General features: G+C 46.7%; 27 protein-coding genes. 10 read left to right on the plus strand and 17 right to left on the minus strand.

Annotated elements, in window-relative coordinates:
• From QT992_RS20410 to QT992_RS20420, 3 genes are all read left to right on the plus strand, one after another.
• Window positions 1–996: a protein kinase domain-containing protein gene (locus tag QT992_RS20410; RefSeq protein WP_333319712.1), complete on the plus strand. Its 996-nt coding sequence runs from the start codon at window positions 1–3 to the stop codon at window positions 994–996.
• A 15-nt stretch (window positions 997–1,011) separates the two neighbouring features.
• A complete protein-coding gene (locus QT992_RS20415; protein ID WP_333319714.1) occupies window positions 1,012–1,590 on the plus strand; it encodes a hypothetical protein in 579 nt (192 codons plus the stop codon).
• A gap of 185 nt (window positions 1,591–1,775) precedes the next feature.
• Window positions 1,776–2,186, plus strand: a complete 411-nt coding sequence (locus QT992_RS20420; protein WP_333339804.1) for an Npun_F0494 family protein — start codon at window positions 1,776–1,778, stop codon at window positions 2,184–2,186.
• Here the strand turns inward: QT992_RS20420 and QT992_RS20425 are convergent.
• The gene (locus tag QT992_RS20425; RefSeq protein WP_333319718.1) at window positions 2,183–2,413 is read right to left on the minus strand and encodes a hypothetical protein; all 231 of its coding nucleotides are present in this window, start codon (window positions 2,411–2,413) and stop codon (window positions 2,183–2,185) included. The two genes, QT992_RS20420 and QT992_RS20425, sit on opposite strands and share 4 nt — an antisense overlap.
• 152 nt (window positions 2,414–2,565) lie before the next feature.
• Here QT992_RS20425 and QT992_RS20430 point away from each other — a divergent pair, with 152 nt between their 5' ends.
• Window positions 2,566–2,730, plus strand: a complete 165-nt coding sequence (locus QT992_RS20430; protein WP_333339801.1) for a hypothetical protein — start codon at window positions 2,566–2,568, stop codon at window positions 2,728–2,730.
• 263 nt (window positions 2,731–2,993) lie between these two features.
• The gene (ileS, locus tag QT992_RS20435; protein WP_333339799.1) at window positions 2,994–6,584 is read left to right on the plus strand and encodes an isoleucine--tRNA ligase; all 3,591 of its coding nucleotides are present in this window, start codon (window positions 2,994–2,996) and stop codon (window positions 6,582–6,584) included.
• 83 nt (window positions 6,585–6,667) lie between these two features.
• On the opposite strand, the gene QT992_RS20440 is transcribed toward ileS, so the two are convergent.
• The 9 genes from QT992_RS20440 to QT992_RS20480 all read right to left on the minus strand — a co-directional run bounded on the left by QT992_RS20440 (window position 6,668) and on the right by QT992_RS20480 (window position 13,457).
• Entirely contained in the window at window positions 6,668–6,964 is a 297-nt protein-coding gene (locus QT992_RS20440; protein WP_333339797.1) for a hypothetical protein, read from the minus strand.
• An 18-nt stretch (window positions 6,965–6,982) separates the two neighbouring features.
• Window positions 6,983–7,318 (minus strand): XisI protein, encoded by a 336-nt coding sequence (locus QT992_RS20445; RefSeq protein WP_333289440.1) that lies wholly within the window; start codon window positions 7,316–7,318, stop codon window positions 6,983–6,985.
• 77 nt (window positions 7,319–7,395) lie between these two features.
• Window positions 7,396–7,722 (minus strand): XisH family protein, encoded by a 327-nt coding sequence (locus tag QT992_RS20450; RefSeq protein WP_445305369.1) that lies wholly within the window; start codon window positions 7,720–7,722, stop codon window positions 7,396–7,398.
• A gap of 31 nt (window positions 7,723–7,753) precedes the next feature.
• Entirely contained in the window at window positions 7,754–8,089 is a 336-nt protein-coding gene (locus tag QT992_RS20455) for a XisI protein (protein ID WP_333261782.1), read from the minus strand.
• Window positions 8,077–8,496, minus strand: a complete 420-nt coding sequence (locus QT992_RS20460) for a XisH family protein (RefSeq protein WP_333339794.1) — start codon at window positions 8,494–8,496, stop codon at window positions 8,077–8,079. The genes QT992_RS20455 and QT992_RS20460 overlap by 13 nt, the downstream gene beginning before the upstream one ends.
• 94 nt (window positions 8,497–8,590) lie before the next feature.
• Window positions 8,591–9,103 carry a dihydrofolate reductase family protein gene (locus QT992_RS20465; protein WP_333339791.1) on the minus strand — a complete coding sequence of 171 codons (513 nt, stop codon included), beginning with the start codon at window positions 9,101–9,103 and terminating at the stop codon, window positions 8,591–8,593.
• 166 nt (window positions 9,104–9,269) lie between these two features.
• Window positions 9,270–12,332, minus strand: a complete 3,063-nt coding sequence (locus QT992_RS20470) for a leucine-rich repeat domain-containing protein (RefSeq protein WP_333377618.1) — start codon at window positions 12,330–12,332, stop codon at window positions 9,270–9,272.
• Window positions 12,333–12,752: 420 nt separating this feature from the next.
• Entirely contained in the window at window positions 12,753–13,115 is a 363-nt protein-coding gene (locus QT992_RS20475) for a DUF5615 family PIN-like protein (protein ID WP_333339786.1), read from the minus strand.
• A 3-nt stretch (window positions 13,116–13,118) separates the two neighbouring features.
• Window positions 13,119–13,457 (minus strand): DUF433 domain-containing protein, encoded by a 339-nt coding sequence (locus QT992_RS20480; RefSeq protein ID WP_333339783.1) that lies wholly within the window; start codon window positions 13,455–13,457, stop codon window positions 13,119–13,121.
• A gap of 271 nt (window positions 13,458–13,728) precedes the next feature.
• Between QT992_RS20480 and QT992_RS20485 the strand changes: the two genes are divergently transcribed.
• Window positions 13,729–14,613: an aspartoacylase gene (locus QT992_RS20485; RefSeq protein WP_333339780.1), complete on the plus strand. Its 885-nt coding sequence runs from the start codon at window positions 13,729–13,731 to the stop codon at window positions 14,611–14,613.
• 87 nt (window positions 14,614–14,700) lie between these two features.
• Here QT992_RS20485 and QT992_RS20490 read toward each other — a convergent pair whose 3' ends face one another.
• On the minus strand, window positions 14,701–15,426 hold the full coding sequence (locus QT992_RS20490; protein WP_333339777.1) for a phosphatase PAP2 family protein: 726 nt from the start codon (window positions 15,424–15,426) through the stop codon (window positions 14,701–14,703).
• A 148-nt stretch (window positions 15,427–15,574) separates the two neighbouring features.
• On the opposite strand from QT992_RS20490, the gene QT992_RS20495 reads away from it, so the two are divergent.
• Window positions 15,575–16,654, plus strand: a complete 1,080-nt coding sequence (locus tag QT992_RS20495; protein WP_333319735.1) for a M23 family metallopeptidase — start codon at window positions 15,575–15,577, stop codon at window positions 16,652–16,654.
• 160 nt (window positions 16,655–16,814) lie between these two features.
• Here the strand turns inward: QT992_RS20495 and QT992_RS20500 are convergent, their stop codons facing one another.
• Together QT992_RS20500 and QT992_RS20505 are read right to left on the minus strand one after the other, a co-directional pair.
• Window positions 16,815–17,378: a Uma2 family endonuclease gene (locus tag QT992_RS20500; RefSeq protein WP_333319737.1), complete on the minus strand. Its 564-nt coding sequence runs from the start codon at window positions 17,376–17,378 to the stop codon at window positions 16,815–16,817.
• A 41-nt stretch (window positions 17,379–17,419) separates the two neighbouring features.
• Window positions 17,420–17,659: a hypothetical protein gene (locus QT992_RS20505; protein ID WP_333057703.1), complete on the minus strand. Its 240-nt coding sequence runs from the start codon at window positions 17,657–17,659 to the stop codon at window positions 17,420–17,422.
• A gap of 193 nt (window positions 17,660–17,852) precedes the next feature.
• On the opposite strand from QT992_RS20505, the gene QT992_RS20510 reads away from it, so the two are divergent.
• Window positions 17,853–19,994, plus strand: coding sequence for a flavin-dependent dehydrogenase (locus QT992_RS20510; protein ID WP_333319739.1), 2,142 nt, complete (start codon window positions 17,853–17,855; stop codon window positions 19,992–19,994).
• Window positions 19,995–20,237: 243 nt separating this feature from the next.
• Here QT992_RS20510 and QT992_RS20515 read toward each other — a convergent pair whose 3' ends face one another.
• The 3 genes from QT992_RS20515 to QT992_RS20525 all read right to left on the minus strand — a co-directional run bounded on the left by QT992_RS20515 (window position 20,238) and on the right by QT992_RS20525 (window position 22,828).
• Window positions 20,238–21,572, minus strand: coding sequence for a hypothetical protein (locus QT992_RS20515; protein ID WP_333319741.1), 1,335 nt, complete (start codon window positions 21,570–21,572; stop codon window positions 20,238–20,240).
• Between the two features lie 274 nt (window positions 21,573–21,846).
• Window positions 21,847–22,509, minus strand: a complete 663-nt coding sequence (locus QT992_RS20520) for a (2Fe-2S) ferredoxin domain-containing protein (protein ID WP_333339772.1) — start codon at window positions 22,507–22,509, stop codon at window positions 21,847–21,849.
• Between the two features lie 73 nt (window positions 22,510–22,582).
• A complete protein-coding gene (locus QT992_RS20525; RefSeq protein ID WP_333156175.1) occupies window positions 22,583–22,828 on the minus strand; it encodes an Asr1405/Asl0597 family protein in 246 nt (81 codons plus the stop codon).
• A 361-nt stretch (window positions 22,829–23,189) separates the two neighbouring features.
• On the opposite strand from QT992_RS20525, the gene QT992_RS20530 reads away from it, so the two are divergent.
• On the plus strand, window positions 23,190–23,732 hold the full coding sequence (locus QT992_RS20530) for a Dps family protein (protein ID WP_333104406.1): 543 nt from the start codon (window positions 23,190–23,192) through the stop codon (window positions 23,730–23,732).
• A gap of 197 nt (window positions 23,733–23,929) precedes the next feature.
• Here the strand turns inward: QT992_RS20530 and chlP are convergent, their stop codons facing one another.
• Window positions 23,930–25,150, minus strand: coding sequence for a geranylgeranyl reductase (gene chlP, locus QT992_RS20535; protein ID WP_333377621.1), 1,221 nt, complete (start codon window positions 25,148–25,150; stop codon window positions 23,930–23,932).
• A 551-nt stretch (window positions 25,151–25,701) separates the two neighbouring features.
• On the opposite strand from chlP, the gene QT992_RS20540 reads away from it, so the two are divergent.
• Window positions 25,702–26,094: a hypothetical protein gene (locus tag QT992_RS20540; RefSeq protein WP_333203957.1), complete on the plus strand. Its 393-nt coding sequence runs from the start codon at window positions 25,702–25,704 to the stop codon at window positions 26,092–26,094.
• The last annotated feature ends 6 nt before the right edge of the window (window positions 26,095–26,100 follow it).

Below are 26,100 nucleotides of genomic sequence, written 5' to 3' on the forward strand. Positions count from 1 at the left end.
ATGTCTTACAAAAAAGGTGATGTTATTGCGGAAAAATATGTAGTAACCCGTGATTTTGATAGTGCTAACGGTGGTCAATGTCAATGGGGTTTTGCTATGTACAATAGCAACGAATATTTTGTCAAAAAATTCCTCAGTCCAGTTTATCCAGGCAAAGATGCACCAGGAAGCGAAAAAGGAAAACAAAAGCGGCGCGATCAGTGTGAAGAATTTGCTAGAAAACAGCTAGCTATTCAAACAGCACTATCTGCTTGTGGTGCAGGGGGATCAGTAGTAGTGATGGTAGACTTTTTTAAGTACGGTGATGATTATGGCGAACATTTTTTCAAAGTCTGCCAAAAAGTCGATACCAGTTCCTTATCAAAGGAAATACATACACTAAAGCCCAAAGAGCGTTTATTTGTCATGCTAACAGCAGCAGGCGCACTGAAAATTTTACACTCAAATGGGATTGTCCATCTTGACTTAAAACCAGATAATGTCCTGATTCAAAAATGGGAAGGGAGGCAAGTTGCTAAAATTATTGATTTTGATAGCAGCATTCTTGAAGGAGAATCGATCGCAGCGGAATTTTTAGTCGGCGATCCGGTATATTATTCCCCAGAATTTGCCAAACATATTGCCACAGCAGGAAAGACACCCGCACCCACTAAAAAATCCGATATTTTTTCCCTGGGTTTAATTTTCACTCAATATTGGACAGGTACTCGTCCGATGTTATCAGAAAAGTATACTTATGCTCACGAAGCTATTCTGGATCGAAAAAAACTGGAATTACCATCGATTAAAAATACAACTAAATTGCGCGGTACTCTCATTGAAGATCCGCTCGATACAGAAGTGCGTAAATTAATAGCAGAGATGTTAGCTTTAAATTATGAAGAAAGACCTGATATTAATCAAGTTCATCAAAAAATTAAATATTTTTATAATAATGGCGCTCCACCTAAAGATGGTAGAAATAAGCTAATTATCAATCTGAAGTCGAAATTATAAACAAATCACTTTTTTATGAAAAAAACCTATCAGTGTAAAGGTTGTGGGAATGAAGTTGTTTCACTGATGAAGCCTTCAGAGTGTCAGGTTTGTACGGGACGAGAATGGACGAGATTAGCTACAAGTAAACCGATTGATTCAGGAGATGAAACTATGGCTATTGATAAAGATTTATTTTCTTCCTTTAAATTCCGCTCGACGATCGAGGGGTACTGCCGAGATATTGGCTGGAATATTTCTAGGATTGATAATGAAATAGCTGTAATTAAGTTTGATATGGAGTCGGGAACTACTCAAACTTTATTGATTGTCAAGTATGATTCTACTCTTGAATTTTCTTGTCCTAGTGGTTTAAAATTTGACGAGATAGATGATGTTCCCCATAATCTATCTACGTTTCTTCTTGGAAAAAATGCTGAATATAAACTGGGTTTTTGGGCTTTGCAAAAACTCGGAGGCAAACAAACGTTTTCAATTATTCATAACGCAGAGATGAGTTTGATAGATGTTAATTATTTCGGTCGAGTAATAATTCGATTGATACAAGAATGTGATGATTTTGAAAGAAAAATTGAAGAGTTACTCAATAATTAATATGCGTTAGCGTAGTTATCCGTTAGGAATCGCTTTTTTGGATGTGGGTGTTGGAGGTTGAACGATCGCTCCTCCCCAACACCCATCACTTCAACGGCTCAATTGTAGCTATATTTTTCAGAACTCTACTCTCCTGACTCTAAATAGGTGATGATAAAAGTAGTACCTATTCAAAAGTTCTGGCAATGACTTTTATCCCATCCGAAGCGTTTAAATCTATTAGTTATCCCAGCCGCACAGTCAAAAGAGCCGATCGCGCCGTCCGCTGTTCCCCTTTTCAATTACACTTCTTCCAGACAATCCGCGATAACAGTGTTTTCCTAACTGCGATCGCCTCAAATTCCGGTGTCGAAAGCGGCTACACCCGATCGCCCGTATCCGAACTCGTAGCCGAAAACTCCCTACTCTGGCTGATCCAAGTCGGCGTACTGCGGCGGGAAGTAGACGGACAAGGCATTACCGACAGTTTTCGCCTCACACCCCTGGGCCGCCAACTCGTGGAAAAATGGGAACAGGAAGGACAGGGAGTGCCGGCCGCGTCATTGTGCGAGCGTATGGGGAATGCCGTTAGCCGCGGGTTGGGAGTATTTCTTTAAGCGTTTATTGCTTCTCCGACAGTCTGACAGTCTGACTGTCTGACAGTCCGACAGTCTGACAGTCCGACATTCCGACAGTCCGACATTCCGACAGTCCGACATTCCGACATTCCGACATTCCGACAGTCCGACATTCCGACAGTCCGACAGTCCGACAGTCCGACATTCCGACAGTCCGACATTCCGACATTCCGACAGTCCGACAGGGAATGAATTCCCTGTCTCATAGCGAAAGTCGGTTAAAACCGACTGCAAGTCTCAATTCAATTCGATGTTGAGTTTCGCATAAAAGCGACTGCAAGTCTCAATTTAACTCGATGTTGAGTTTTGCATTTCACGTTAATCAACCTCCTCAGTCCTCTTGCAGAGGACTTGCGCTATGAGACAGGGATTTCAATCCCTGTCGGACTCGCCGTCAAACGAGTTAGACCGCGATCGCACCTTAGCAGTTTTTGAAGAACCGGGCGATCGCATCCCCGTTCCAACCTTTGCCGAATCCTTTAATCTCACCGTCGGTGAACTGTTCAGTTGGCTGACTGAGTAGCGCCACTTCGGTTTATGAATGATTTAACCGCAGAGGGCGCAGAGGGCGCAGAGGAAGAGAAGAGAGAGAGCTCTACGGATTTGGTTCGATCTAATGTGCGGTCGATCGCTTATACTAAAATATCTGGTTGTCAGCTCTTCAATGACGAGAGATGACTAAAGTTGTCACTACAAACTTCATTATGATTATTTAACCGGACTTGATATCATCTCTCAAATAACCGCTAACTACTAACAACTAACTACATAAAAAGTTTGTCAAAAATGGAAGCTAAATCTTACAAAGACACGGTAAACCTGCCCAAAACCAAGTTTGATATGCGCGCCAACGCCGTCAAGCGCGAACCAGAATTGCAACAATTTTGGGCGGATCAAGAAATCTACGATCGCCTCTCGGAAAATAACCCAGGCGATTTGTTCATCCTCCACGACGGGCCACCCTACGCCAACGGACAACTCCACATCGGCCACGCCCTCAACAAAATCCTCAAAGACTTTATCAACCGCTACCAAATGCTGCGCGGCAAAAAAGTCCGCTACGTTCCCGGTTGGGATTGTCACGGATTGCCGATCGAACTTAAAGTATTGCAGAATATGAAATCGGAGGAGCGGCTAAATCTTACGCCGATCGAACTCCGCCACAAAGCCTCCGCCTTCGCGCAGCAAACAATGGAACAGCAGCGCGAATCCTTCCAGCGCTACGGCGTTTGGGGCGACTGGGAACACCCGTATTTAACCATGAAACCCGAATACGAAGCCGCCCAAATCGGCGTTTTCGGTCAAATGGTGCTCAAAGGCTACATCTACCGCGGCTTTAAACCGGTTCACTGGAGTCCGAGCTCGAAAACAGCCCTCGCCGAAGCCGAATTGGAATATCCCGAAGGTCACACGTCGCGCAGCATCTACGTCGGCTTCCATGTGAGAAAATTGTCAAAATCTTTGCAGTCGAAGATCAAGCGCTATATGCCAAGCCTCTGGGCGGCGATTTGGACGACTACCCCCTGGACAATTCCGGCAAACTTGGCGATCGCCGTTAATCCAGAACTGACTTATGCGGTGGTGGAACCGCCGGCAAATTCCCACATCGCCCAACAATTTATGTTAGTAGCTGTCGATGCGGTCGATCGGCTGTCGGCAACTTTTAACACTGAATTAAAAATACTGGCCACCTTCAAAGGCAAAGAATTAGAAGGCTGCATCTACAAACACCCGCTGTTCGATCGTGAAAGTCCAATTGTTGCCGGCGGTGACTACATTACCGCTGATTCGGGGACGGGATTGGTGCACACTGCACCGGGGCACGGACAAGAAGACTTTATCGTCGGAAAACGCTGTGGGTTGCCAGTTTTAACGCCCGTAGATGAGAACGGAAATTTCACCGCAGAAGCAGGACAGTTCGCAGGTTTAAATGTCCTCGGAAATGGCAATGCCGCAGTGATTGATGCCCTTGCCGAAGCAAATTGTTTGATTAAAGAGGAAAGTTACGCACACTCTTATCCTTACGATTGGCGCACGAAAAAGCCGACTATTTTTCGGGCGACGGAACAGTGGTTTGCCTCGGTTGAAGGGTTCCGAGATGAAGCCCTAAAAGCGATCGCCGGTGTGAATTGGTTTCCCGCCCAAGGGGAAAATCGGATTACTGCAATGGTGGGCGATCGATCGGATTGGTGTATTTCTCGCCAGCGGACTTGGGGCGTTCCCATTCCCGTATTCTACGACGAAGAAACCAACGAACCGCTGTTAAATGAAGAAACGATCGCCCACGTGCAAGCCCTTTTTGCCGAACGCGGTTCCGATGCTTGGTGGGAATTGTCGATCGATGAATTGCTGCCGGAATCTTACCGCAATAACGGCCGCACTTACCGCAAGGGTACCGACACGATGGATGTGTGGTTTGACTCCGGTTCTTCCTGGGCCGCAGTTGCCCAAGGTCGATCGGAATTAAACTATCCTGCTGATATCTATTTGGAAGGTTCAGACCAACATCGCGGCTGGTTTCAATCCAGCTTGCTTACCAGTGTAGCAACTAACGGCGTTGCTCCTTACAAAACTGTTTTGACTCACGGTTTTGTGCTCGATGAAAAAGGCCGCAAGATGAGCAAATCTGAAGGGAATGTCGTCGATCCGGCGTCAGTAATTAAGGAATATGGAGCCGATGTTTTGCGGTTGTGGGTGTCTTCGGTAGACTACTCGGCAGACGTGCCGTTGGGCAAAAATATTCTCAAACAGCAGTCGGATGTTTACCGCAAAATTCGCAATACAGCTAAGTTTTTGCTGGGCAATTTGCACGACTTCGATCCGGCAAAAGATGCCGTTGCTTACGAGGAATTGCCGGAACTCGATCGCTATATGCTGCACAGAATGGGCGAAGTTTTTGCGGAAGTCCAAGATGCTTTTGAAAGCTTCCAATTTTCCCGATTTTTCCAAACAGTGCAGAATTTCTGCACGGTGGATTTGTCGAATTTTTACTTGGATATTGCCAAAGACAGACTTTACATCAGCGCGACAGATACCCTTCGCCGCCGCAGTTGTCAGACGGTGATTGCAATTGCTGTGGAGAATTTAGCAAGGGCGATCGCACCTGTTTTGTGTCACATGGCTGAGGATATTTGGCAGTACCTTCCCTATCCGACTCCTTACAAGTCAGTATTTGAAGCCGGCTGGGTGCAAATTGATGCTTCATGGCACAATCCAGAATTGGCTACTCGCTGGCAGTATTTGCGGCAAGTGCGCGGCGAAGTTAACAAGGTTTTGGAAAAAGCCCGGATTGAAAAGGCGATCGGTTCTTCTTTGGAAGCTAAGGTTTTATTGTACGTTCCCGATGTGGAAAAAAGAGAGCAATTGCAAGTTTTGAATCCCAGCAGCGAAGGATTGGTGGATTATGTGCGATCGCAAAATTCCGTCATAGAGTTAGCGGCCCAGGAGAAAGCAAAAGCAGCACAAGATAAACAGGAAGAACAAGCGGCAAAAGTTGCCAAAGTCTTGACAGAAAACAAAATTTATGTTGAGCCGAAAACGATCGCACAAAAGAGCGATCGACCTTCTCAGATAGTAGAGTATTCTGTCCCTGAACTGTCGGCTTCAGATTCTGGGCAAATCTTAGATCGAGCCGCCGAGTTTGTGGCTAATTTGCCTGAATATGCGGGCAACTTTTTTACAGAATACCAACAAGTTTGGGTAACACTTGGGCTGTTAGCCTCTGTGTTAGTAACGGGCCGAGTAACGCTGGCGATTTTGGATACGATGAATCAGATTCCGATGTTGGGAGGCCTCTTTGAAGTCATCGGCATCTTATTTACAATCTGGTTTGCTTTCCGTCACTTGCTGTTTGCGGCCAACCGTCAAGAAATTGCACTACAAATTGATTTGCTGACAGCAGATGTGCTGGGCCAGACAACCGCGATCGTGCTTGCAGAAACAAAGGCGATCGTCCTCGCACCGCCAGTAGAGACAGCGCTTGTGCTTGTAGAAACACAGGCGATCGCACAAACAGCCCCAGCCGAAAAAGTGTTTGTAGAAACACCCCAAATCCCGCAAGCAGAATTAGTTGCGATCGAGCCCAAACCAGAAATTCCTGCTGAAATACCTGCAGGGCACGATTCTACAATGACCGGCAACGGTGTAGACGAACTGCGCTATTTGTTCATTACTTCGCAAGTCGAACTGGTTGAATCGAATGCAATCCTGCAGGAATTGCCGTACAGTTATCAGTCTCCAGAGTTGGCGATTGGTGTAGTGAAAGCAGACGGGGAAAAGTGCGATCGTTGCTGGAATTACTCGACTCACGTCAGCGAGTCGATCGAACATCCGCTAATTTGCGAACGCTGCGTTTCAGCAGTAGACGGCAAATTCTAACGTAGGCTGCGCTTCGGGAAAAATTCTTGAGTTTGTGGTAGCCACATTCATCCCGAAGCGCACCCTACAATAACTTCATTTACTTATTTCTGATTAAAAAAACGGCAGACGATTTCACCAGGGTTGTTTTGTCCAAACGGCAAAACAGTTCCATCTTTCTTAACCGTAGTGCGATCGCGGCAATTGTAGATTTCCAGAGGCTGTTTAACTCCATCAACATTCAGAATAACCCTGTATTCCCAATAGTTTTTCGCACTGCGTTTGATATCGACAATGCAAATCTCGCTTCCTTGATAATTGCGGCATACAGAGGCCTCAGCAGGAAGGGCGACCCCGAAAAAAAATATTAATAACAACAAGCAGCAAACACATTTCATCATCTGCGATCGCCTTTTCCTTTACGCTACTCCGAACCCAGTATGCGGACGCTTGTAAGGCGGATGCAACCCCAACACAATATCCTCCTCAGACACTCCCATCTCGACAAATTCCCGTGCAATATCCACTTCTGTCATATTGCGCTGAATCCAAATTTTGCCATCCTTGATATCCAAATGAATGAAACAGTTGTAGATCCGCTTGAGTCCCTCCCAGCCAACATCGAGTAACTGATAGTGGTCGTGTTCCCAATCAAAAACAAGCTGGCATTCAACGTCGGGATTAGGCTTTTCTAGCGTTGCTTGTTGAGTTAGCAATTTTCGGATACACTGGCGGTAATGCTCTACTCTTTCCATTCCACAATTACCTCTCTTTGCGGATCGTAAACAACGAGTTTAAGTTGATACACCTTGACCGCTTCTTGTATAAATGGCTATTCAAAAAACGAGTCAAAAGTCTCAAATGGTACGGCTAGATACAGTGTTCTTTCTGGTTCTTTGATTTGTAAAGCAAGCCGATAATTTAAAAATTGACCCAAGGCGAGATGAAAGTCAGTAATTGCAGAGTTGTTGAGAAAGCTTTTAATTTCAACAGCAATTTTTTGCCCTAATTTCTCGGCCGCCAAAACCTTCTCTGCTGCTAAATCAATCTCAAACTTAACACCCTGAATTTTAACGATCAGCGGTTCTGCGGTGATTTCCCACTCCTCCTTCTGAAGCGCTTTTTTTACAGCATCGTGAAATAAATCTCTAGCAGCCATTTATGTACAATACAGCTTTTATATCTCTTATCTATTCTACTGCATAACCCGTATACTGCCGCATAAATGGCGGCTGAAATCCCCAAACAATATCCTCTTTGGGAACTCCGGCTATTACTAAATCTTCAGCAATATCATCTTCAGTGGCATTCCATTGAAGCCAAATTTTCCCGCCCTTGATATCAATGTGAATGCTACAGTGATGCACCCTAGTCTGCTTGTCCCATCCCACATAAAAGATTTGGTAATGATCTCGTTCTGTATCAAGAATTGTCTCGACTTCAATGTCTCCGTGAGCAGGTTTGCGCTTGCCGTACTCCAGTAACATTTGCTGCACAATTTGCCGATATTTGATTAATTTTTCCATTCTACAATTACCTCAACTGCTGTATCATAAACAATCATTTTTACCTGATTTTCTTCGATCCTTGCTTTGGGGAAATCTAGTTGAAAGAATTCTTCATAAGTTATTAACGGCACCGCCAAGTACAAAATGCGCTCTGGTGCTTTTTCTTTGAGTGCGGCTCGATAATTAATGAACTGCCCCAATGCTCTGTGAAATTCCGAGATTGCCGACGATTTTGCCAAAAAACTTTTGACCTCGACGGCAATTTTTTCGCCTTGCCTTTCTGCTGCAATCAGCCTTTCTGCTCCCAGATCGATCGACATATCTACACCGCCCACACTAATCGGAAACGGATCGTGGGTAATATGCCAGCCTTCTTTTTGCAAAGCTGTTTTGACAACTTCATGAAAAACATCTCTGGCAGACATAATATATCCATAACTAACTTACTTATTCCTATCTTACCTTTTTTGATAATCAACTGACAGTATTGTGCAAGCGACTTAGCAATTGGGCGCGCCCTCAAGTCGCGACATCATAAGATAGCTGAACCATACCAGAACTGTATGTCTGACATCCAGTTAACTGCAAAGCTGTAGTATTTATGGGATTAACAAATAAAGGAATTCCCTCGCCCAAAATAATCGGGTGCACCGAGAGAATCACTTCGTTGACAAAGTTTTGATTCAGGAAATCGCGAATCAGCAGAGAACCTCCCACCAACCAAATATTCTTGCCGTCAAGCAAGCGCAATTCATTGACAAAACTCTCTAAATATGTTACCACTTCGACATCAGAAGTGGCTTGAAAATCTAGATTTTTCGTAAAAACATAACTCTTTTTTTCCTGGTACGGATACTCGCCAAAAGTTAGAACTTGTTCGTAAGTTTTCCGACCCATGAGAACCGTATCGATGCTATCTAAGAATTTATTATAACCGTAATTTTGGTCGGTAAACAGCCAGTCAATATCGCCATTCGATCGCGCGATATAACCGTCAAGACTAGATGCAATGAATAGTACAATTTTCCGCATGGCAACACCGAGGTTTTTGGACTGATTGGGGCGACGATCGCCCCAGTCACCTTAATTTTAAATGATTTAAGCTTTGGCACATTTAAACTGTGAACTAAAATTTGATAAAGTTCTTGTGGGGTGGGCGTCTCGCCCGCACAAAAATACGATTTAGATGCAGAACAGCTTAGCGTCCAGACGGTAGCTTGAGTTCGATACCCACCTTTTGACCGAGATCGATCGCCGTATTAGCAAAATCAGTCATGCCTGCGATCGGAATTGCGATCGCTGTACCCGCTGCTACAAGAGCTGTTAAGCTTTTCTTTAATCTGGTTTTATTCCATTGGTTCTCCGGTTTCTTGATTTCGGTTTCGACATCTTCAATATCGATAATTATCTCATCGCGGATGTCTTCGGGAAACTGATCTGCGGTTTGACGCATCGATGAAATTAGTTGCAGAAGTTCGGCGGTATTGGCGTTATTGATTTGAATGCCGCCAGAGGCTGTTTGTTGGGCGCTGTCTTTTACTTCGTTAGCGATAGCGACGCTGCCGATTTGTGCGCCCGGGAAGTTGTTGTTTTGGGGAGAATTTTGAGTCATTTTTGCTTCGGCTTTAGTAATAATGGGTCTACTAACTGCTAGTTTAGTGATATCTACAAGGTCTTCATAATATTTTCCCATTTCTCGATCGCCCATTTGGTTTCTGCGACGAAGTTCGATCGACTCATACCCATCCAGCAACTGCCGCAAATCGAGTTTGAGTTTAAGTTTACCGACGCGCACTGTATTTTCGCCCATCTCCTCCAGCCCTAGCAATTCCTCGTAATCCAGCGGTTCAGCATCGGGATAACCGGGAACCGGCACCCATTGACTGATTTCCAGATTGGCAAAAGAATTGTGGATTTTGGTAAACGTATCGCGAATCATGCTGAGGAAAGAACGCCGCGTCGATTCCCGCCCGCTAACGGCAATAAAGATTTTCTCATCTTCTGGGTCAGACTTAATTCGGGCGATATTGTACACCTCAGCGCCTTCCGTGTACTCCAGCATTACCCCCGTGCGCCAGTGGGTGCAGTTGTGGATTTTCTCGTGCATGAGGACGATGAAACGCGAGAGGATGCTGTCGGGGAGGATGCGGTAGTGATATTGAAATTCCAGGGTTTCGCCTTCGAGTTCAGTGTTTTCCGGTTCTTCTTTCGGCAAAATGCCGGGGATGAGGAAAGTCCGCGCGCGACAATGGCTGACGGGGAAGCAGAGTTCAAATTCCTCCATCAACTCGGTGAGGCAGTGGTAGCGGTGGCGGGGATATTTATTTGAGTCGAGGATGCGGCTGAGGTCGGCGTAGGAGAGAATGCCTTTGGTTTTGACTTTGAGTGCGTCGTCGCTGAGGAGGGCATAGATGCCTTCAGTCACCCAGTGGGGATTGAGGATGTTGGTGGATTGCAGGATGGGGTGTTCGCGGAAGTTGAGGACAATGCCCAGGTTGTGCAGCAGTTCGAGTAATTGGGTTTTGTCGGTTTCTTCCCAGATATTTTCTTTGCCGCAGATGCTGGCGTATTCGCTGATGCTGATGAAGTCTTTGTCGAGGTTTTCCAGGCGCTGCTTGACTTGGAACCAGCTTAACGGCAAAAGATCGTAGACTTCCTTGAGTTCGGAGATTTCGGTGTGAATGGCGCTGCGGAGTTCGTCGATGCCGGTTCCGCTTTCGCAAGAGGTTTCGATAATCGCTTTGATGTTGGGATATTTGTCGCGCAAGGCTTTGCGGTTGAGATCCAGGGGTTGTTCGTCGCACTTGTTGCCGACGAGGATGACGGGGGATGCGTCGCCGAAGCTTTCGATCAGTTTCAGCCAGTATTCGAGGCGGTTTTCGTCTTCGCTGGTGCGGCAGTTGCACACGAGGAGGTAGAGGCTGCGTTTGGTAAGGAAAAATTGGTGGGTGGCGTGGTAGATTTCTTGTCCGCCGAAGTCCCAGACGTTGAGTTTGACGGGTTTGGTGTTGACTGTAATTTGCCAGTTTGTGATATTGAGTCCGTCGGTTTGGGGCTCGTTGGGGTTGTATTGGTTGTGGGTGAGGCGGTTGATCAGTGAGGTTTTGCCGACGCTACCTTGGCCGACGAGGAGGACTTTGGCTTCGTTGAGGGGGCGGACTTCGCCACTGCGGAGTTGGCGCAGGTAGTTGAAAATGGCGGCGGGAGTACCGGGGGCTTCTTTGTCGCCGAGAACTTCTGGAGAAATGGGCAGGGGATTGCGGCGGAGGTCGAGTCTTTCAAGTTTTGGCAGTGTTTCCAAGCATTCGGGAATCTTTTCAATCTGATTGTTATTGAGGTGAAGTTCTGTCAGATTAGACAGTTGGGCGATCGCCTCTGGGATGACGGGAATCTGGTTGTCACCGAGGACAAGCGCTGTCAGATTCGACAGTTGCCCGATCGCCTCTGGGATGGAGGTAATCTGATTGTTATCGAGGTAAAGCCCTGTCAGATTCGACAGTTGCCCGATCGCCTCTGGGATGGAGGTAATCTGATTGTCACCGAGGACAAGCGCTGTCAGATTCGACAGTTGCCCGATCGCCTCTGGGATGGAGGTAATCTGATTGTCACCGAGGACAAGCGCTGTCAGATTCGACAGTTGCCCGATCGCCTCTGGGATGGAGGTAATCTGATTGTTATCGAGGAGAAGCGCTGTCAGATTCGACAGTTGCCCGATCGCCTCTGGGATGGAGGTAATCTGATTGTTCCAGAGGACAAGTTCTGTCAGATTCGACAGTTGGGCGAGATCCTCTGGGATGGAGGTAATCTGATTCTTCCCGAGGTAAAGCTTTGTCAGATTCGACAGTTGGGCGAGATCCTCTGGGATGGAGGTAATCTGATTGGTATGCAGGTAAAGCTTTGTCAGATTCGACAGTTGGGCGAGATCCTCTGGGATGGAGGTAATCTGATTGCTACTGAGGTTCAGGTCTCTCAGATTGGACAGTTGCCCGATCGCTTCTGGGATGGAGGTAATCTGATTTTCAACAAGCGAAAGTGTTTTTAAGTTAGTTAATTGAAGAACAGCATCAGGAAACTCAGTTAACTTATTCCCAATCCATTCTCGTTTCTCATAATCCAACTTCCCCAACACCAACGTCTCAAGCTGCGTACACTTGCCAATCTCCGCCGGCAATTCCTCCAACCCCAAACCCGCCAAATCGAGTTCCGTCAATTTTTCCTCGGCTGCTTGGTCAATTCGCCGCACTGCTTCCTCTCGCGTCATACCCTTTGTCTCCCGGTAGGATTCATTTTATTGTGACAGGAATTTTCGCTTGGTGGGGGGGAATTATGACACGGCAGTGACCAAGGTATGACAACTTAAGCTGTCAGTCCACCGGGCCTTCTCGCCCACCCGACAGTCCGCCAGGGAATGAATTCCCTGTCTAATAGCGAAAGTCCTCTCAAAGAGGACTAATGAGTTCTTCAGTCGTCTTCAGACGACTTTCGCTTTGAGGCAGGGGTTTCAACCCCTGCCGGACTGCTGGACTATTGGTTGTACCTGGTTGTTGACACCAAGGATCATTGCCATGTCCAACTTTGCCTACGCATCACAACCCGTAAAAACCAGGTTTTTTCCCTTTTCTACGGCTGTCACCAAATATTGTCGCAAAAATCCGGTTTCTGGCCTACGCATCAGTCCTGTTTATGTTAATGGGAGATGGACGATCTGATCTTGGTATTCATCATCAAACGAACCATCCACAATCACAATCAATTCCTCAATATTTTGCCCAATACTTAAATCCTGATTCAAAACGAAAATCCCTGGAATATGACCACCTTGAGCCAGATGATCTACCAAATGTACCGGCATTGACTTGCGATTGTTTGTCACCCAAATAAAGTTATGCTCCTCACACCACACCAAAATCTCCGGATCGAGAGTGCTTTTTGGGGGTGTACCAATTTCGCCCACTGCCCAAACTACTAAATCAGGGCGTTTTCGTCGAACTTGTGTAGCATAAATGGGTGTAACATTCTCGTCCCTTAAATATTTGAGCGCCATTTCTCAAGCACCCTGGATAACAGATTTTCTTTCCCGTTCAGCTTTCAATTTTCGCAACCTTTCTGTCGCCGGATGGGGATTTGCTACTTGGATCTTTCGCTGCTGATGCGACCATTCCAACCAATCTTGCAAATATCTACTTACTGATTCTTGATTCTGTAAATAATACAAAATAGTCGTATAAACTTCTGCCAAAGTTAGAGATGGATATAGTTGCTGAATTTCTTCTGGGGTGCGTTCCCGATAAAGATACTCATACAGTACCGTCTCAATCCCGATGCGATGTCCTTTAATGCGAATATCATCGGGTGCTAAGAAATCAAAATACTCATTCAGTCCCATATCTAAAATCCCTCTTGTAGCTATCTACTATTCTACTATTCGGTTTGATCGGAAACAATAATGCGATCGATTTCTTCCCGGTGGCGATCGTATTTTTTTTGTTTAGTGACGAGAAATACCCAGACAAACCGGGTTTCTCAGTTTTGCGTGTGATACCTACTTACTTAAACTTTAGCTAATCTAAATATAAACTCATAATCAACCTCAATCTCATGTTTTTTACCAAGAGATAACAAATGGTGCTACGCTGGGGATAGGAAGTTATTTGTCTATGAACCAAATTAAACGTGTTGCCATAGTGGGAGGAACCCACGGAAACGAACTCACAGGAATTTACCTGGTGAAGAAATTCGATCGCGCGCCAGAGTTAATTGGGCGATCGACTTTTGAAACAATCGCCCTGCTAGCCAATCCCAAAGCTTGCGAAATCGGGACACGCTACATCGATATCGACCTCAACCGCTGCTTTAGAAAGCAAGATTTAGAAAATCCCCATCTCTCCAGCTATGAAGCGCAGCGGGCGAAAGAAATTTACCGCATTTTTAGCTCAAAAAACACTCATCTGCCCAACGTAATTATCGATTTGCACAGCACCACATCCAACATGGGGCTAACATTTATTCTCGCCAGCCATCATCCATTTAACCTGCAACTAGCAGCTTATTTAACCTCTGTGTATCCCCACCTCAAGGTACTCGCTTCTACAACCCAGAATCATGATAGTCCTGTGCTGCGATCGCTTTCGGAATTAGGCGGTACGCTGGAAGTTGGTGCTGTGCCGCAAGGGATATTAGATGCGTCTTTATTTCAGCAAACTGAGCAAGTTGTCGGCACGATATTAGACTGCGTAGAATCCTACAATCAAGGCACAATGCCTGCTGCAAAGAATCCCCTGACTATTTATCACACCATTGGGGCGATCGACTATCCCAGAAACGAGAACAGAGAAATTCAGGCAATGATTCATCCTCATCTGCAATTCAGAGATTATCAAGCCCTGAATCCCGGCGATCCGATGTTTTTGACCTTTGATGGTGAGTCGGTATTGTATGAAGGTAAATCAACCGTTTATCCAATTTTCATTAACGAGGCAGCTTACTACGAAAAAGGAATTGCCATGTGTTTTACCCAAAAGCAAATAGTTGTTAGTTATTAGTCATTAGTCATTAGTCATTAGTCATTAGTCATTAGTCATTAGTCATTAGTCATTAGTCATTAGTCATTAGTCATTAGTTATTAGTCATTAGTCATTAGTTATTTCGGGAGAGGGTTCTGGTGACAAAAACTCCTCTTTAGAAGCCGTAGTAAAAGAACGCAATTCCTTCCATATTTCCAAAGTGATAATACAGGTAATCAGCCACACCAAACCAGCCGTATAACCAGCCATAACATCGGTAGGCCAGTGAACTCCTAGGTAAAGTCGGCTCAAACCAATAGCAGCAATTAATACAACTGTCAAGCTGTAAATCGACCAGCGCTGCTTGGGAAAGCGTGCACCCAAAAAATATCCTAGCAAACCGTAAATAACCATTGAAATCATCGCGTGGCCGCTAGGAAAACTGTAAAATGTTACATTAACAACCCGCTCCCAAAGTTGAGGTCGATCGCGGGCAAAAAGTTTTTTTAACAGTAAATTTAAACCGATCGCTCCCCCACCCGCGAGCGCAATAGTTGCAGATTCCGATCGGTGATTGCGCGCTAGCAAAACAATACCCAACGTCAGACAAATCACTAGCAGCAACTTCGGCTCGCCCAAAAAGGTAAAGCCCAGCATTACTCCATCGCGCAGCGGAGTGTGAAGGCTCCTGAGATATAGTAAAATAGATGTATCGAAAGCGTAACTTTGTTTTCCCAACACGTCTTCGGCAATGGTGGCAAATCCCCACATCCCCAAAGCAGCAACAGCAAGCCCGGCCAGCCGAATTATCGAAATGAGCGATCGAATTTTAGAACCCATTCTTGAACTCATTAAAATTTTAAAATTTCCAACTCAAAATAATACAACAAATATAGGAAACGAAAACGCCTTACCCATCGTCTAGATTCTTGATCCCCTCTATTCTGAATCATTAATTGATTTTTCACTACCCACCTCAGCTTTTACATCCAACGGGCGAATGACTATACTATCAAAAAAATACATTTCGGCAATTTTGTTGACATTGGGGTTGACAAGTCTGTCTAGCTGTGCTAATAACAGCGGAGTAAGTGCGCCGATCGCCGAAGCCAACACCATCGCCCAGCGTCTCGTCTCTACCGCAGTCGCCCAAAAGCCCAACAACCCGCAATTCGGCCAGCCGATCGACTGTACCCTAGGCAAAGACTGTTTTGTAATGCTGTATTTCGATCGAGAACCCGGCCCCACCGCCGTCGATTTTGGCTGCGGGCGCCAAACCTACGACGGCCACAACGGCACAGACTTTGCCATTCCCGACGCCAAAGCAATGGCAAAAGGAGTTCCAGTGATTGCCTCCGCTGCAGGCAAAGTTTTGCGAGCACGAGATGGTGTGGTCGATCGGCGTTTACAAAACGAGACAGACAAAGCCAGCATCGCAGGCACAGAATGCGGCAACGGCATGGTAATCGACCACGGCGGTGGTTGGGAAGCCCAATACTGCCACCTCCGCAAAGGCAGCGTTGCCGTCAAACCGGGTACGCAGGTAGAAAAAGGCACTGTTTTGGGCATGGTGGGAAACTCTGGGAATACATCTTTCCCTCACGTACACGTAACTTTTCGCTATCAAGGCAAACCCGTAGATCCGTTTGTCGGCCCCGACGCGAAGGTAGGCTGCAACATCGCCCGCAACCCAATTTGGGACAAGCCTCTCGACTATATTTCCACGGGTTTAATTCGGGCCGGTTTTGCCAATAAGCCGCCCGATATGAACGCTGTCTGGGAAGGACAATTTTCAGAGACTCAACTCCCTGCAAACAGTCCAGCTTTGTTGTTTTGGGTGCAAAGTTACGGAGTGCTCAAGGGCGATCGCGAACAATACAAATTATTTGCACCCAACGGCACAACCATCGCCGATCAAACCAATGAAATTAAAGCCCCCAGCCGCACTTGGTTGGGTTATGTCGGCAAAAGAAACAGTACAAATTCTCCTCTGATTCCCGGAGTTTGGCGGGCCGAATACCGGTTGATGCGGGGCGATCGAGTTTTGGCCCAAGTCAAGCGAGAAGTAGAGTTGCGTTAGTCCGTTGACTGTTGACTGTTGACTTTTGGCAGTATTTAATCCGTGTATCCGTGTCAAAAGCACTCTCTTCCTTCTTCCAACTTCGGTCTTCCTTCCCGGTGTTACATCCGTTACCTCCGTTACAGAATCCGTTGCCGAACTTCCTTCTTCCTTCCGAAGATTATTTCAGCAGCCAGCCAAATAATTCTCCGACACTCAACCGCAGTTCGTTAGCGAAGGACGGCACAGGTAGCAGCATTTCTGGTTCATCAAATACTGCTGTCTGTTGCTGGGGAACATAAACAAAAACGCATTGTTCGTCGGGATCGATCAGCCACCCCATTTGAGTTTCATGATTTAAGCAGTGCAGAATATTTTTAGTAACTTTAGTTTGACTTTGGTCAGGCGACAAAATCTCAATTGTCCAATCAGGAGCTATGGGAAAGACATTAGCAATTTCGCCGTTATCATCGGCGGGAATTCTGTTCCAGACAAATACTGAAACATCAGGCACTGTTGACCTTCCGCCAAAGGTACACCGGAGATCTGGAAATGCTCGTGCAACTTTTTTGGCTTTTAATATAGCGTTAATGAAAATAATTAGTTCGCATTGAGTCGCACTGTGTTTCCCTTGTGGCATTGGCTTCTGAATAATTTGATTATCAATGTATTCGCTGGCCGGTTTGGTTTCGGGTAGTTGGAGAAACTCTTCTAAAGTTAAGGATTTTAATCTTGTTTGTACCATTTTAAGTTCACCTCTAATGAAGTAGATCTTTTAGCAGCAGTCTAGTAATCAGGCAAATTGTTCCAAGCTTGAGCCACAATGTCGCTCAGCCATAGCCTCTGAGCAAAATCGAGCAGATTGTCGTCGGCTAGTACCTCAGCCTTCAATTCATCCAAAGACTGAGATCGCGATCGAGCTATTTGAATCACACCCGCGATCGCCGACGCCACCAATTCTTCATTCAGCGGCTGCTGTCGCAAAGCAATCATTTCTTGAGGATTCGTAGGAATGGGATAATTCATAGAAGTGCATACCGAAAGGAGTAGATATTCAGCCACTGCGCCCCCACCGACAGCAAGAGCGATCGAAAACCTAAAAATCTGAGAACACTGTAAACTTATTTAAAACTAAATAAGTATTCGGGAGTATAGCCTACTTTGCTCCCTTGTCAACTCCCCCATCTTTATTAATTTATTCAGAATTGAGAGCCTAATCATGCAAGAAATTCTTTATCTAGAAGTCCCGACACCGGATACAGCAGCCGTCTGCACTTGGTTGCAGCACGAATTCGATCCCGGAATCGGAGAAAAAATTATTACTCCTGACGGTTTTCGCCTGCTTTCACCGGCCACAACAGCCGAGGTTCAGAAGTCTGGAACTCAAAAGGCCAATCCAAAACCCGCCTTGGCTGACACCAATTCAGGAAACCAAAATAGGCGATCGACAGAACTCTCCACCTTTGTTTGGTCACTGCAACGCACAACTTATTTAAAAGTCTTTCGTCTAGAAGACGCCCCCGCTGGAGAAAGAAAGTTCCTGGAAGCTCTGAATCTTGCTGTGAGAAACAAGTTTCCCGATCGCTACCGGGAACCCCCTGTCATAGACCTCTCCAAACAGTCAATTTTTGACGCTCTTGCCCCCTATTACCCCTTGACCGTCAAATACTTCCAAAAAATGCCTAATGGCGAATACGACCTCAAGCGCGTCTACTGGTGGGAACAGCGTTGGCGCGAAGGCACTCGCAATCCTCAAACGCCAAAACAAGTAGTGTTTTTGAAGGAAGAGGCAACAGGGAAGAAGGCAGAAGTAACAGGGAAGAAGGAAGAGGGTACAATTTCGGTGTCTGATTCTGGCGATACTTTTTACGACTTAATTTATATTGGCGGGGCCTTGGGAGTGATTCACGCCGCAGTCATGGCGAGATTGGGCTACCGGGTGCTGCTAGTTGAACGAATGCCTTTCGGGCGGATGAATCGCGAATGGAATATTTCGCGGGACGAAATTCAAAGCTTAATTGATTTGGGTTTATTTACTGCGGCAGAAATCGAAACTTTGATTGCCAGAGAATACAAAGATGGCTACAACAAGTTTTTTGATGCTAACAATCCGCCCGTGGCTCAAGCGCCAGTTCTGCACACACCGAAGGTACTCAATGTAGCTTTGGACGGAGAGAAATTGCTGAATTTAGCGGGAGTGAAGCTAACAGAAGCTGGCGGGGAAATCTGGGACGAAACTGAGTTTATCAGAGCCGATGTTGAAGCGGAAAAAGTAGTAGTTCAGGGCCGCCACTTGCCGACTAAAGCCGATCGCACTGCATTAGGACGGCTGCTGGTGGATGCAATGGGTTCTGCTTCTCCCATCGCTTGGCAATTGAACGAAGGGCGAACTTTTGACAGCGTTTGTCCGACAGTGGGAGCAGTCATCGACGGAGGATTTGAGCCGGGAATATGGGATTCCGAGTACGGGGATGTACTCCACACTCACGGGGACATTTCCCGCGGACGCCAGCTCATTTGGGAGTTGTTTCCCGGCGCCGGCACAGAACTGACAGTTTATCTATTTCACTACCACCAAGTACATCCAGAGAACCCCGGTTCTTTGCTGGAAATGTACGAGGATTTTTTCGCAATTTTACCGGAATACCGTCGCTGCGATGTCGATAAATTGGTGTGGAAAAAACCGACCTTTGGTTATATTCCGGGGCATTTTAGCAGCAACAGCAGCGAGCGATCCGTGGCGATCGATCGCCTAGTCTCGATCGGCGACGCAGCATCCTTGCAATCTCCCCTCGTTTTCACCGGCTTCGGCTCTCTTGTCCGCAATCTTTTCCGCTTAACAGACCTGTTGGATACAGCATTAAAGCACAATTTGTTGACGGCAAATCACTTAAACCAAATTCGCGCCTACCAGAGCAATATTTCAGTAACTTGGCTATTTTCTAAAGGCATGATGGTTCCTACGGGCAGCAGTTTGCCACCCCAAAGAATTAATTCAATGCTCAATACCTTTTTCGGTATTTTGGCAGCACAAAAACTCGCCGTCGCCGAAACTTTTATTAAAGACAGAACCGACTGGCTAACTTTCAATCGACTGGCGCTCGAAGCAGCCGGAAAAAACCCTTCTCTCCTCTTGTGGATTTTAGATTTTGTCACCTTGGGGGATATTTGGCGCTGGCTGGGAAGTTACTTGAATTTTACTCTGCTGGCTTTGGCCAGTTTGTTGTTCGGATGGCTTCCCAGCTTCGCCCGCAGGGTACAACCTTGGTTGGAGCCCCGGTATCCGGCTGTTTGGCTGTGGCTGTTGGCTACCAGCTATGCTCTCACCTATGGCATGGGAAAGGGGAGAAAAGAGTGTTGAGTTTTGACTTTTAACTCAAAACTAGCAACTCTCATATCCAATCCGTTAGCATCGGAATAGTAAATTCGAGTTCACTGTTCACTGTTGACTGTTCACTGTTCACTGTTCACTGTTGAGTGTTGACTGTTCACTGTTGACTGTTGACTGTTGAGTGTTGACTGTTCACTGTTGACTGTTCACTGTTGACTGTCAACCGTCAACCGTCAACATCCTTCCGGTGTAACCCGAAATGATATCAGTTCGCTATCGAAAACTCGGCAATTCAATTTCAGCTAACGATCGACGTTTTTTAGAAGCCCGCAGCGGACTGGCAATCAAGCTCAGCCAGTCTGGTTGGGCGACTGCTGTAGGTTTTGCCACACTCGATCGCACTTCTTGAATGCCAAAGGTTTCCACAGAGTTCAAAATTTGAAAAGCCCTAGCCAATTCTTGAGCCTCCACTTTGGTAGCAGTTTCGGCGGGTTCAGACTCAGCCATCGGCAGTTCAGGTTCCGCAACCGGTTCTGCCGAGTCAGTTGCCGGCTCATCAGGCTGGTTGGTTTCGCTCTTGTGCAATTGAATGCCGGACACTTCGGCTAATTTGTTGAGTTCTAGAGGGGCTGGGGATTCAGGCTCGATCGCCTCGGTAGCAGCGGCTACCTCTAGAAGCCCTTCTGGTTCCGACCAAGGTTGGACAGGGGAAGCGTTGAAGGCTGGCGGCACCGGCATCTGAGAGCTTTTGACCGCCGTGAGCAAAGATTCTAATTGTGCGCTGGCGGTTTCCAGATTATTGTCAGGCTGCTCGATCCTCGGCGACTTTACCTGCGGCCTGTCCAAACTTCTTTCCAAGGCAGCTTTGAATTGCAGAGTGTGGCGCTGCTGGCGCTGCAAGCGGGCTCGCAATTCCCTGCAAATATTTTCTGTCGCTACTAACTGGTGTAACTGTTCGTTGTAGCGCTGCACAGTAGACGCACATTCTCGCTCAACAGTCGCTAGCCTGACTTGGCTGGTTGCCAACTGACTTCTTAAACTTTCGACTAAAATTTCTTGACTTTGGAGGGTTTGATGGGAAACTTCCACTTTGCCAAACAGCCGCGTCAATTGTTCTTGAGTATTTTCGAGTTCTGCAGTCCGCTGTTCTAGCAAAGTTTCGCGATTCTGCAAGGTTTTTTGGGACTCTTCCAGAGCTGTTTCTAGCTGCGCGATGCGCTGTAAAAGGTCGCGGTTGCATTCGTGCAGCGCTTGCATAAGGGTGACTGGGGTCGATCCTTTGCCCTTGGCCTGTTCGGCATTCCCAAGCAGATTTTTTAGATTCTCTGACATCGGGGGCGAGCCCGCCTCAGTCGGCTGTGTCGGAGATTGCGAATTTTTTGTTTCCGGTGTTGTGGGAATTGCATCTACGCTGATGGCGTTGGGAAAATCTACTGTTTGCCAGTCTTCTTCTGGCTGTTGGGGAACCGTTGCGGGAGTGTCTGTCGCATCGGGGGCTATCGGCTCAAAACCCCCAGTAGCAGCAAAATCTGACTGAAATGGTTCGGTATCGGATGGAACAGCAGGGTGCGGTTGGTGCTGATGGGCTCGAAGATCAGCTTCTGACATGGCTTTTTATCCCAATACTCACAGGGTCTCAGATACAGTCTATCCTTAGAGATTCTACAGAAGGAAGCCCCTCAGTGATAGTTTTTGGCATTTTTCCGTTTTTTTGCGACAATAACCTCTGCATTGAGTGGCGCGATCGAACTACAACCCGAACTAAAATTAAGGCGTAAGATGCGCCTGCGATCGCCCTACAGATGTGAGTTTTTCGCCCAGAGCTCTATTTAAATAATTTTTCCCGATCTCTAACGCACTGTTTCGGTATCCGGGCGATCGCCTAAGCTTTAACAACTGCACAATGTTTGTCAATGATTGCTGGAACTTCTGCCGGTGCAATGCGGCTGTAGCGAGTTTTGTCCGGCATCACAACTATATTTGGGCCTGCTTTACACTGTTTGAGACATCCGGTTCCCTGTACTGTCACTTTGTCTTCTAAACCGCGCGCATTCAAAGCATTTTCTAAAGCTTTACAGACTCCTCCAGCGCCCCGCTTCAGGCAGTCTGATTTTTGACATACTAATATTTTGGTTTGGGTTTTTGCCGTAGCTTTTACAGTTTGAGCTGCTGTGGGAGATGTGACTTCGGTTTTAGCGATCGCGCGATCGTCCGATGTCAATACTGCAACAGGCAGATTGGTGGAGTCAAGGTGTTCGTGCGATCGAGCATTTTGGCCTTGAGCCAGCTTGAGGCTGCGAGCTTTAAGTTTTATTTTACCGTTTTTCAAGTTGAGTTCTCTCTCACCTACAACTTGAACTTTCAACCCCGGCGTCAAAACAGGTAACAGAAATGACCGCAATTCCTTGCAAAGTTTAACAAGATATTCTATTCCCCGATCGTTGCTAATTCGCAAATATTTAAGTTTGCAGCCATCTTCAACAATCATGCCGAGGATTTCTCCTTCTAAACTGAATTCGGAAACTTGCTTGCCAGATTTATACATTGTTATGACTCCTTTAAATCCGTTACATCCGTTACATCTTCTACATTGCTCGTTGCCGAACTTCCTTCTTCCTTTACCCAATTTGCCAGCAGCATTCCAGCCACTGCACCAGTTCGCATCGAGGGGCACTGACTTGCCTCAACACGCTCATTAACTGAGCCGCTTGTTTAACAGTGTTGACTTTTGCCCGCAAAGGTTGGTCTACCGCACACCAGCAGGGAATTTCTAGCTCTTGCAAGCGTTTGTAAACTTGCCACCTATCTAGCCAACTCACTTGCACAATGTCACAAACTTCTAATTCTGGATCTGCTGGATTCATTTTTTAACAACAGTAATAATTTGCATTTATTTTTACCCTGACTGGTAGCGGGTAGAAGTTAAAAGCCAGATTTGAGCAGAACCTCCAGGATTATCAAAAGCCCTTCCTGAAAAATTCTGCCTTTTGCCTTCTGCCTTCTGCCTTCTGCCTTCTGAAGGTTCGCCCCATTTTCAGGAAGCGTTCAGAACGAGAATCTTTTTAAGCATAACCCAACTGCTAATAATTCTCAATAGGTTTACAAAAAAATTTTCCTACTCTACAAAATCTTCTACTATTGAGGCAGACTCTGCTTGACTGGTAAATTTACGGTGCTAGACTGACTTTATTGGCAACAAAACTGCCTATTGAGAGGAGAACACACATGGCCCAGACTCAGAGTGCATTAAGACCGTTTGGCCACATAGCCGAAAACCCAGTTCTACTGGAACATTCCGTCACAGCACCGATTTGTGAAGGAATGAACGCGCTGCTGGCCAGTTTCCAGGCTCTATACCTGCAATATCAAAAACATCATTTTGTGGTGGAAGGGGCAGAATTTTACTCCTTGCACAAATTCTTTGAAGAAAGCTACGGAGAAGCTCAAGATAGCGTCCACGAGTTGGGCGAACGGTTAAACGGGTTGGGCGGCATACCCGCAGCTACCTTTAGCAAGTTAGCCGAGTTGTGCTGTTTTGAGCCGGAAGCCGACGGCGTATATTCCTGCCGCCAAATGCTAGAACACGATTTAATTGCGGAGCAAGCTATCCTTGGTTTGCTGCGCCGTCAAGCAGGACAAGCAGAAAGTTTGGGCGATCGAGCTACCCGCTACCTCTACGAAAAAATCCTGCTAAAAACAGAAGAGCGGGCTTATCACATTTCCCACTTCCTCGCCCCCGATACTTTAGTGCAGTTGAACTTGAATTAATCATCGGTTTGCTGTTACTCGGCGGTTGAAACCGCTACTACACACACAAAGTCTGCCTCCGCAGACTAAGAGTATATCTAAAAAAGCGCGATCGGCTTTTTAACCAATCGCGCTTTTTTATACAATGTGCGATAAAATTTGAGTTCCCCGACTTCTCCAAAAAGTCGGGGAGCTGGGGGAAGTTCTCCAGCCGGCAATTAAGGCGCTAAAGCATTGCCGCGCAACAAGCTACCAATGGTTTTCGCAGTAATCTTCATCTGTATGAAAGGATTGGCTGGTACTACTGTCTTATACAAGTAGCTATCGAATGTGAGTTTCTGCACATCGCGATCGGCACACATTTCCACAAAAGCTTCGCGGGTAGCGTCGGAACGGTAAAACACGCGCTGCAAAATGTCGAGAACTTTGTAAGTAATGCCGTAGGCTTTATCCCACCGCTTCAGGTAAAGCTTGATTTCCTCTTCAGTCGGAATGCGCGCGCCTTTATTGGAAATCTCCACAATAGTTTCGGCGCACATCCGGCCAGACTTGGCGGCAAAATAGATACCTTCGCCGGAAGACTTGGTAACGTAACCTGCGGCGTCGCCTACGAGAGCAACTCGACCGACAACCCGGCGGGGACGCGGATGTTCCGGGATAGGGTGAGCTTCCACTTTAATAATCTCACCGCCCATCAATTTTTTGGCAGCGCGGGCGCGGATGCCTGCTTGCAGCTTTTTGATGCTGGCTTGATTGACTTTCATCGTGCCGGTGCCGACGGCTACGTGGTCGTATTTGGGGAACACCCAAGCGTAGAAGTCGGTAGATACGTCATCGCCGACGTACATTTCGGCTAAGTCGTGGTAGTAAGCCATTTTATCTTCCGGCAGGCGGATGCGTTCTTGGAAGGCGATCGCATAATTGTAGTCGCCAGCGTCGATCGCCTTTGCTACGCGGGAGTTAGCACCGTCAGCCCCAATTACCAAATCCACCTTCAGAGTTTTCTGAATTCCCATTGCGCTGCCGTCGGAGTGGTCGGCATAATGCAAGGTGTAGGGGTCGGTGTTGTTTGAAGGAATGTCTAATGTGTGAACGGTGCCGTTAATCAGCTTTGCACCCAACGAAGCGGCGCGATCGCGCAGGAAGCCGTCGAGCACTTCGCGGCGGCACATACCGATGTATTCGTGTGCGTTTTCAATATTGATGTCCACCTCCACGTTGGAGGGGGAGATCATTTTCATTTTTCTGACTTGGCGGTCAATAATACTTTGCGGCAAGTCAAATTCGCTGACCATGCACAGGGGAATCGCCCCACCGCAGGGTTTGGCGTTGTCTAATTTACGCTCGAATAGGTATGTTTCGATGCCTGCTTTTACCAGTGTTTCGGCGGCGGAAGAACCCGCAGGGCCTGAACCTACTACTGCAACCCTTAGTGTCAAAGCTTTTCTCTCCAGTTTTTTTCTATAGGCATTACTCAGGTGTGATGGTATCACGGACTTGGGATGCTGTGGCGTGAAGCAGGGGAGATTTCAATGAAATGAAACAGAGCTTAACAGTTCGATACGAAAATCGGGTTTCGGGCAGTAGGTGCGATCGAATATCTTAAATTTTTTAGTGTAGATGAAGGTGGATGGACGGTGATGTGCGATCGAACATTTTGCACCCTCCGTCAAACCACTGTAGGGGCGGGTTCGCCAACCATCAGTGCCTAAAACTAATAATCTCGTAAACCCGCCCCGACCTCGCCGATCGCGGTTAATCAACCGGACTTGATATGATGTTCGATCGGGATACTCGGTGAGAACTGAGATGTTGCACCAATGTCAATTGGGGGTTTTTAGTGGGGTGGGGCGGGTTTATTTTAATTGTTGGTGAGAGTTAGAGATGGTTGGTGAACCCGCCCCTACTTTACCCGAATGGTGCAACATTTTACTTAGAACCAGTCCAATAAGTTACATTAAAGTTACTTGCAGTTATATCTAAAATTCTTATGCTAGGTAATTTTCAACAAAGCAACCTGCGGATTGAGCTTGAAGCTTCCGAAACAGCGATTAGAGACAGCTTGTTGCGTCCGAGTCAATTGCAGCAGTGGCTGTGGCCGCAGCAGTTGTCTAGCGGTTTGCCGGAAGAATTTGCTCAAGGTTTGACCTTTACAAGTTGGCTGGGCCCCGTGGCAGTTCAGCATCACGTTGATATTGTTGAGCACAATTGTCTGCGGCTGTTATTGAGTCAGGGAATTGACGGATTTCACGAGTGGTATTGGGGCGATGGTTGGGTGCAGTCTCGGTTGGAGGGAGTGTCGCTGCTGCCGCTGAATTTGGGGCAAACGGCTAGTTTACTCCGGCTGCGGGAGTTTGTAGCCGGGAAGGGTAAGGGGAAGTAGATAAAT

Origin of the sequence: Microcoleus sp. T3_D1, assembly GCF_036700405.1 — a bacterium.
Taxonomy (GTDB): Bacteria; Cyanobacteriota; Cyanobacteriia; order Cyanobacteriales; family Microcoleaceae; genus Microcoleus.

What these genes read in the sequence shown, in the direction of transcription:
- QT992_RS20410 (WP_333319712.1), top strand. Translation starts at nt 1, where the DNA reads ATGTCTTACAAAAAAGGTGATGTTATTGCGGAAAAATATGTAGTAACC.
- QT992_RS20415 (WP_333319714.1), top strand. Translation starts at nt 1,012, where the DNA reads ATGAAAAAAACCTATCAGTGTAAAGGTTGTGGGAATGAAGTTGTTTCA.
- QT992_RS20420 (WP_333339804.1), top strand. Translation starts at nt 1,776, where the DNA reads ATGACTTTTATCCCATCCGAAGCGTTTAAATCTATTAGTTATCCCAGC.
- QT992_RS20425 (WP_333319718.1), bottom strand. Translation starts at nt 2,413, where the DNA reads ATGAGACAGGGAATTCATTCCCTGTCGGACTGTCGGAATGTCGGAATG.
- QT992_RS20430 (WP_333339801.1), top strand. Translation starts at nt 2,566, where the DNA reads ATGAGACAGGGATTTCAATCCCTGTCGGACTCGCCGTCAAACGAGTTA.
- ileS (WP_333339799.1), top strand. Translation starts at nt 2,994, where the DNA reads ATGGAAGCTAAATCTTACAAAGACACGGTAAACCTGCCCAAAACCAAG.
- QT992_RS20440 (WP_333339797.1), bottom strand. Translation starts at nt 6,964, where the DNA reads ATGATGAAATGTGTTTGCTGCTTGTTGTTATTAATATTTTTTTTCGGG.
- QT992_RS20445 (WP_333289440.1), bottom strand. Translation starts at nt 7,318, where the DNA reads ATGGAAAGAGTAGAGCATTACCGCCAGTGTATCCGAAAATTGCTAACT.
- QT992_RS20450 (WP_445305369.1), bottom strand. Translation starts at nt 7,722, where the DNA reads ATGGCTGCTAGAGATTTATTTCACGATGCTGTAAAAAAAGCGCTTCAG.
- QT992_RS20455 (WP_333261782.1), bottom strand. Translation starts at nt 8,089, where the DNA reads ATGGAAAAATTAATCAAATATCGGCAAATTGTGCAGCAAATGTTACTG.
- QT992_RS20460 (WP_333339794.1), bottom strand. Translation starts at nt 8,496, where the DNA reads ATGTCTGCCAGAGATGTTTTTCATGAAGTTGTCAAAACAGCTTTGCAA.
- QT992_RS20465 (WP_333339791.1), bottom strand. Translation starts at nt 9,103, where the DNA reads ATGCGGAAAATTGTACTATTCATTGCATCTAGTCTTGACGGTTATATC.
- QT992_RS20470 (WP_333377618.1), bottom strand. Translation starts at nt 12,332, where the DNA reads ATGACGCGAGAGGAAGCAGTGCGGCGAATTGACCAAGCAGCCGAGGAA.
- QT992_RS20475 (WP_333339786.1), bottom strand. Translation starts at nt 13,115, where the DNA reads ATGGCGCTCAAATATTTAAGGGACGAGAATGTTACACCCATTTATGCT.
- QT992_RS20480 (WP_333339783.1), bottom strand. Translation starts at nt 13,457, where the DNA reads ATGGGACTGAATGAGTATTTTGATTTCTTAGCACCCGATGATATTCGC.
- QT992_RS20485 (WP_333339780.1), top strand. Translation starts at nt 13,729, where the DNA reads ATGAACCAAATTAAACGTGTTGCCATAGTGGGAGGAACCCACGGAAAC.
- QT992_RS20490 (WP_333339777.1), bottom strand. Translation starts at nt 15,426, where the DNA reads ATGAGTTCAAGAATGGGTTCTAAAATTCGATCGCTCATTTCGATAATT.
- QT992_RS20495 (WP_333319735.1), top strand. Translation starts at nt 15,575, where the DNA reads ATGACTATACTATCAAAAAAATACATTTCGGCAATTTTGTTGACATTG.
- QT992_RS20500 (WP_333319737.1), bottom strand. Translation starts at nt 17,378, where the DNA reads ATGGTACAAACAAGATTAAAATCCTTAACTTTAGAAGAGTTTCTCCAA.
- QT992_RS20505 (WP_333057703.1), bottom strand. Translation starts at nt 17,659, where the DNA reads ATGAATTATCCCATTCCTACGAATCCTCAAGAAATGATTGCTTTGCGA.
- QT992_RS20510 (WP_333319739.1), top strand. Translation starts at nt 17,853, where the DNA reads ATGCAAGAAATTCTTTATCTAGAAGTCCCGACACCGGATACAGCAGCC.
- QT992_RS20515 (WP_333319741.1), bottom strand. Translation starts at nt 21,572, where the DNA reads ATGTCAGAAGCTGATCTTCGAGCCCATCAGCACCAACCGCACCCTGCT.
- QT992_RS20520 (WP_333339772.1), bottom strand. Translation starts at nt 22,509, where the DNA reads ATGTATAAATCTGGCAAGCAAGTTTCCGAATTCAGTTTAGAAGGAGAA.
- QT992_RS20525 (WP_333156175.1), bottom strand. Translation starts at nt 22,828, where the DNA reads ATGAATCCAGCAGATCCAGAATTAGAAGTTTGTGACATTGTGCAAGTG.
- QT992_RS20530 (WP_333104406.1), top strand. Translation starts at nt 23,190, where the DNA reads ATGGCCCAGACTCAGAGTGCATTAAGACCGTTTGGCCACATAGCCGAA.
- QT992_RS20540 (WP_333203957.1), top strand. Translation starts at nt 25,702, where the DNA reads ATGCTAGGTAATTTTCAACAAAGCAACCTGCGGATTGAGCTTGAAGCT.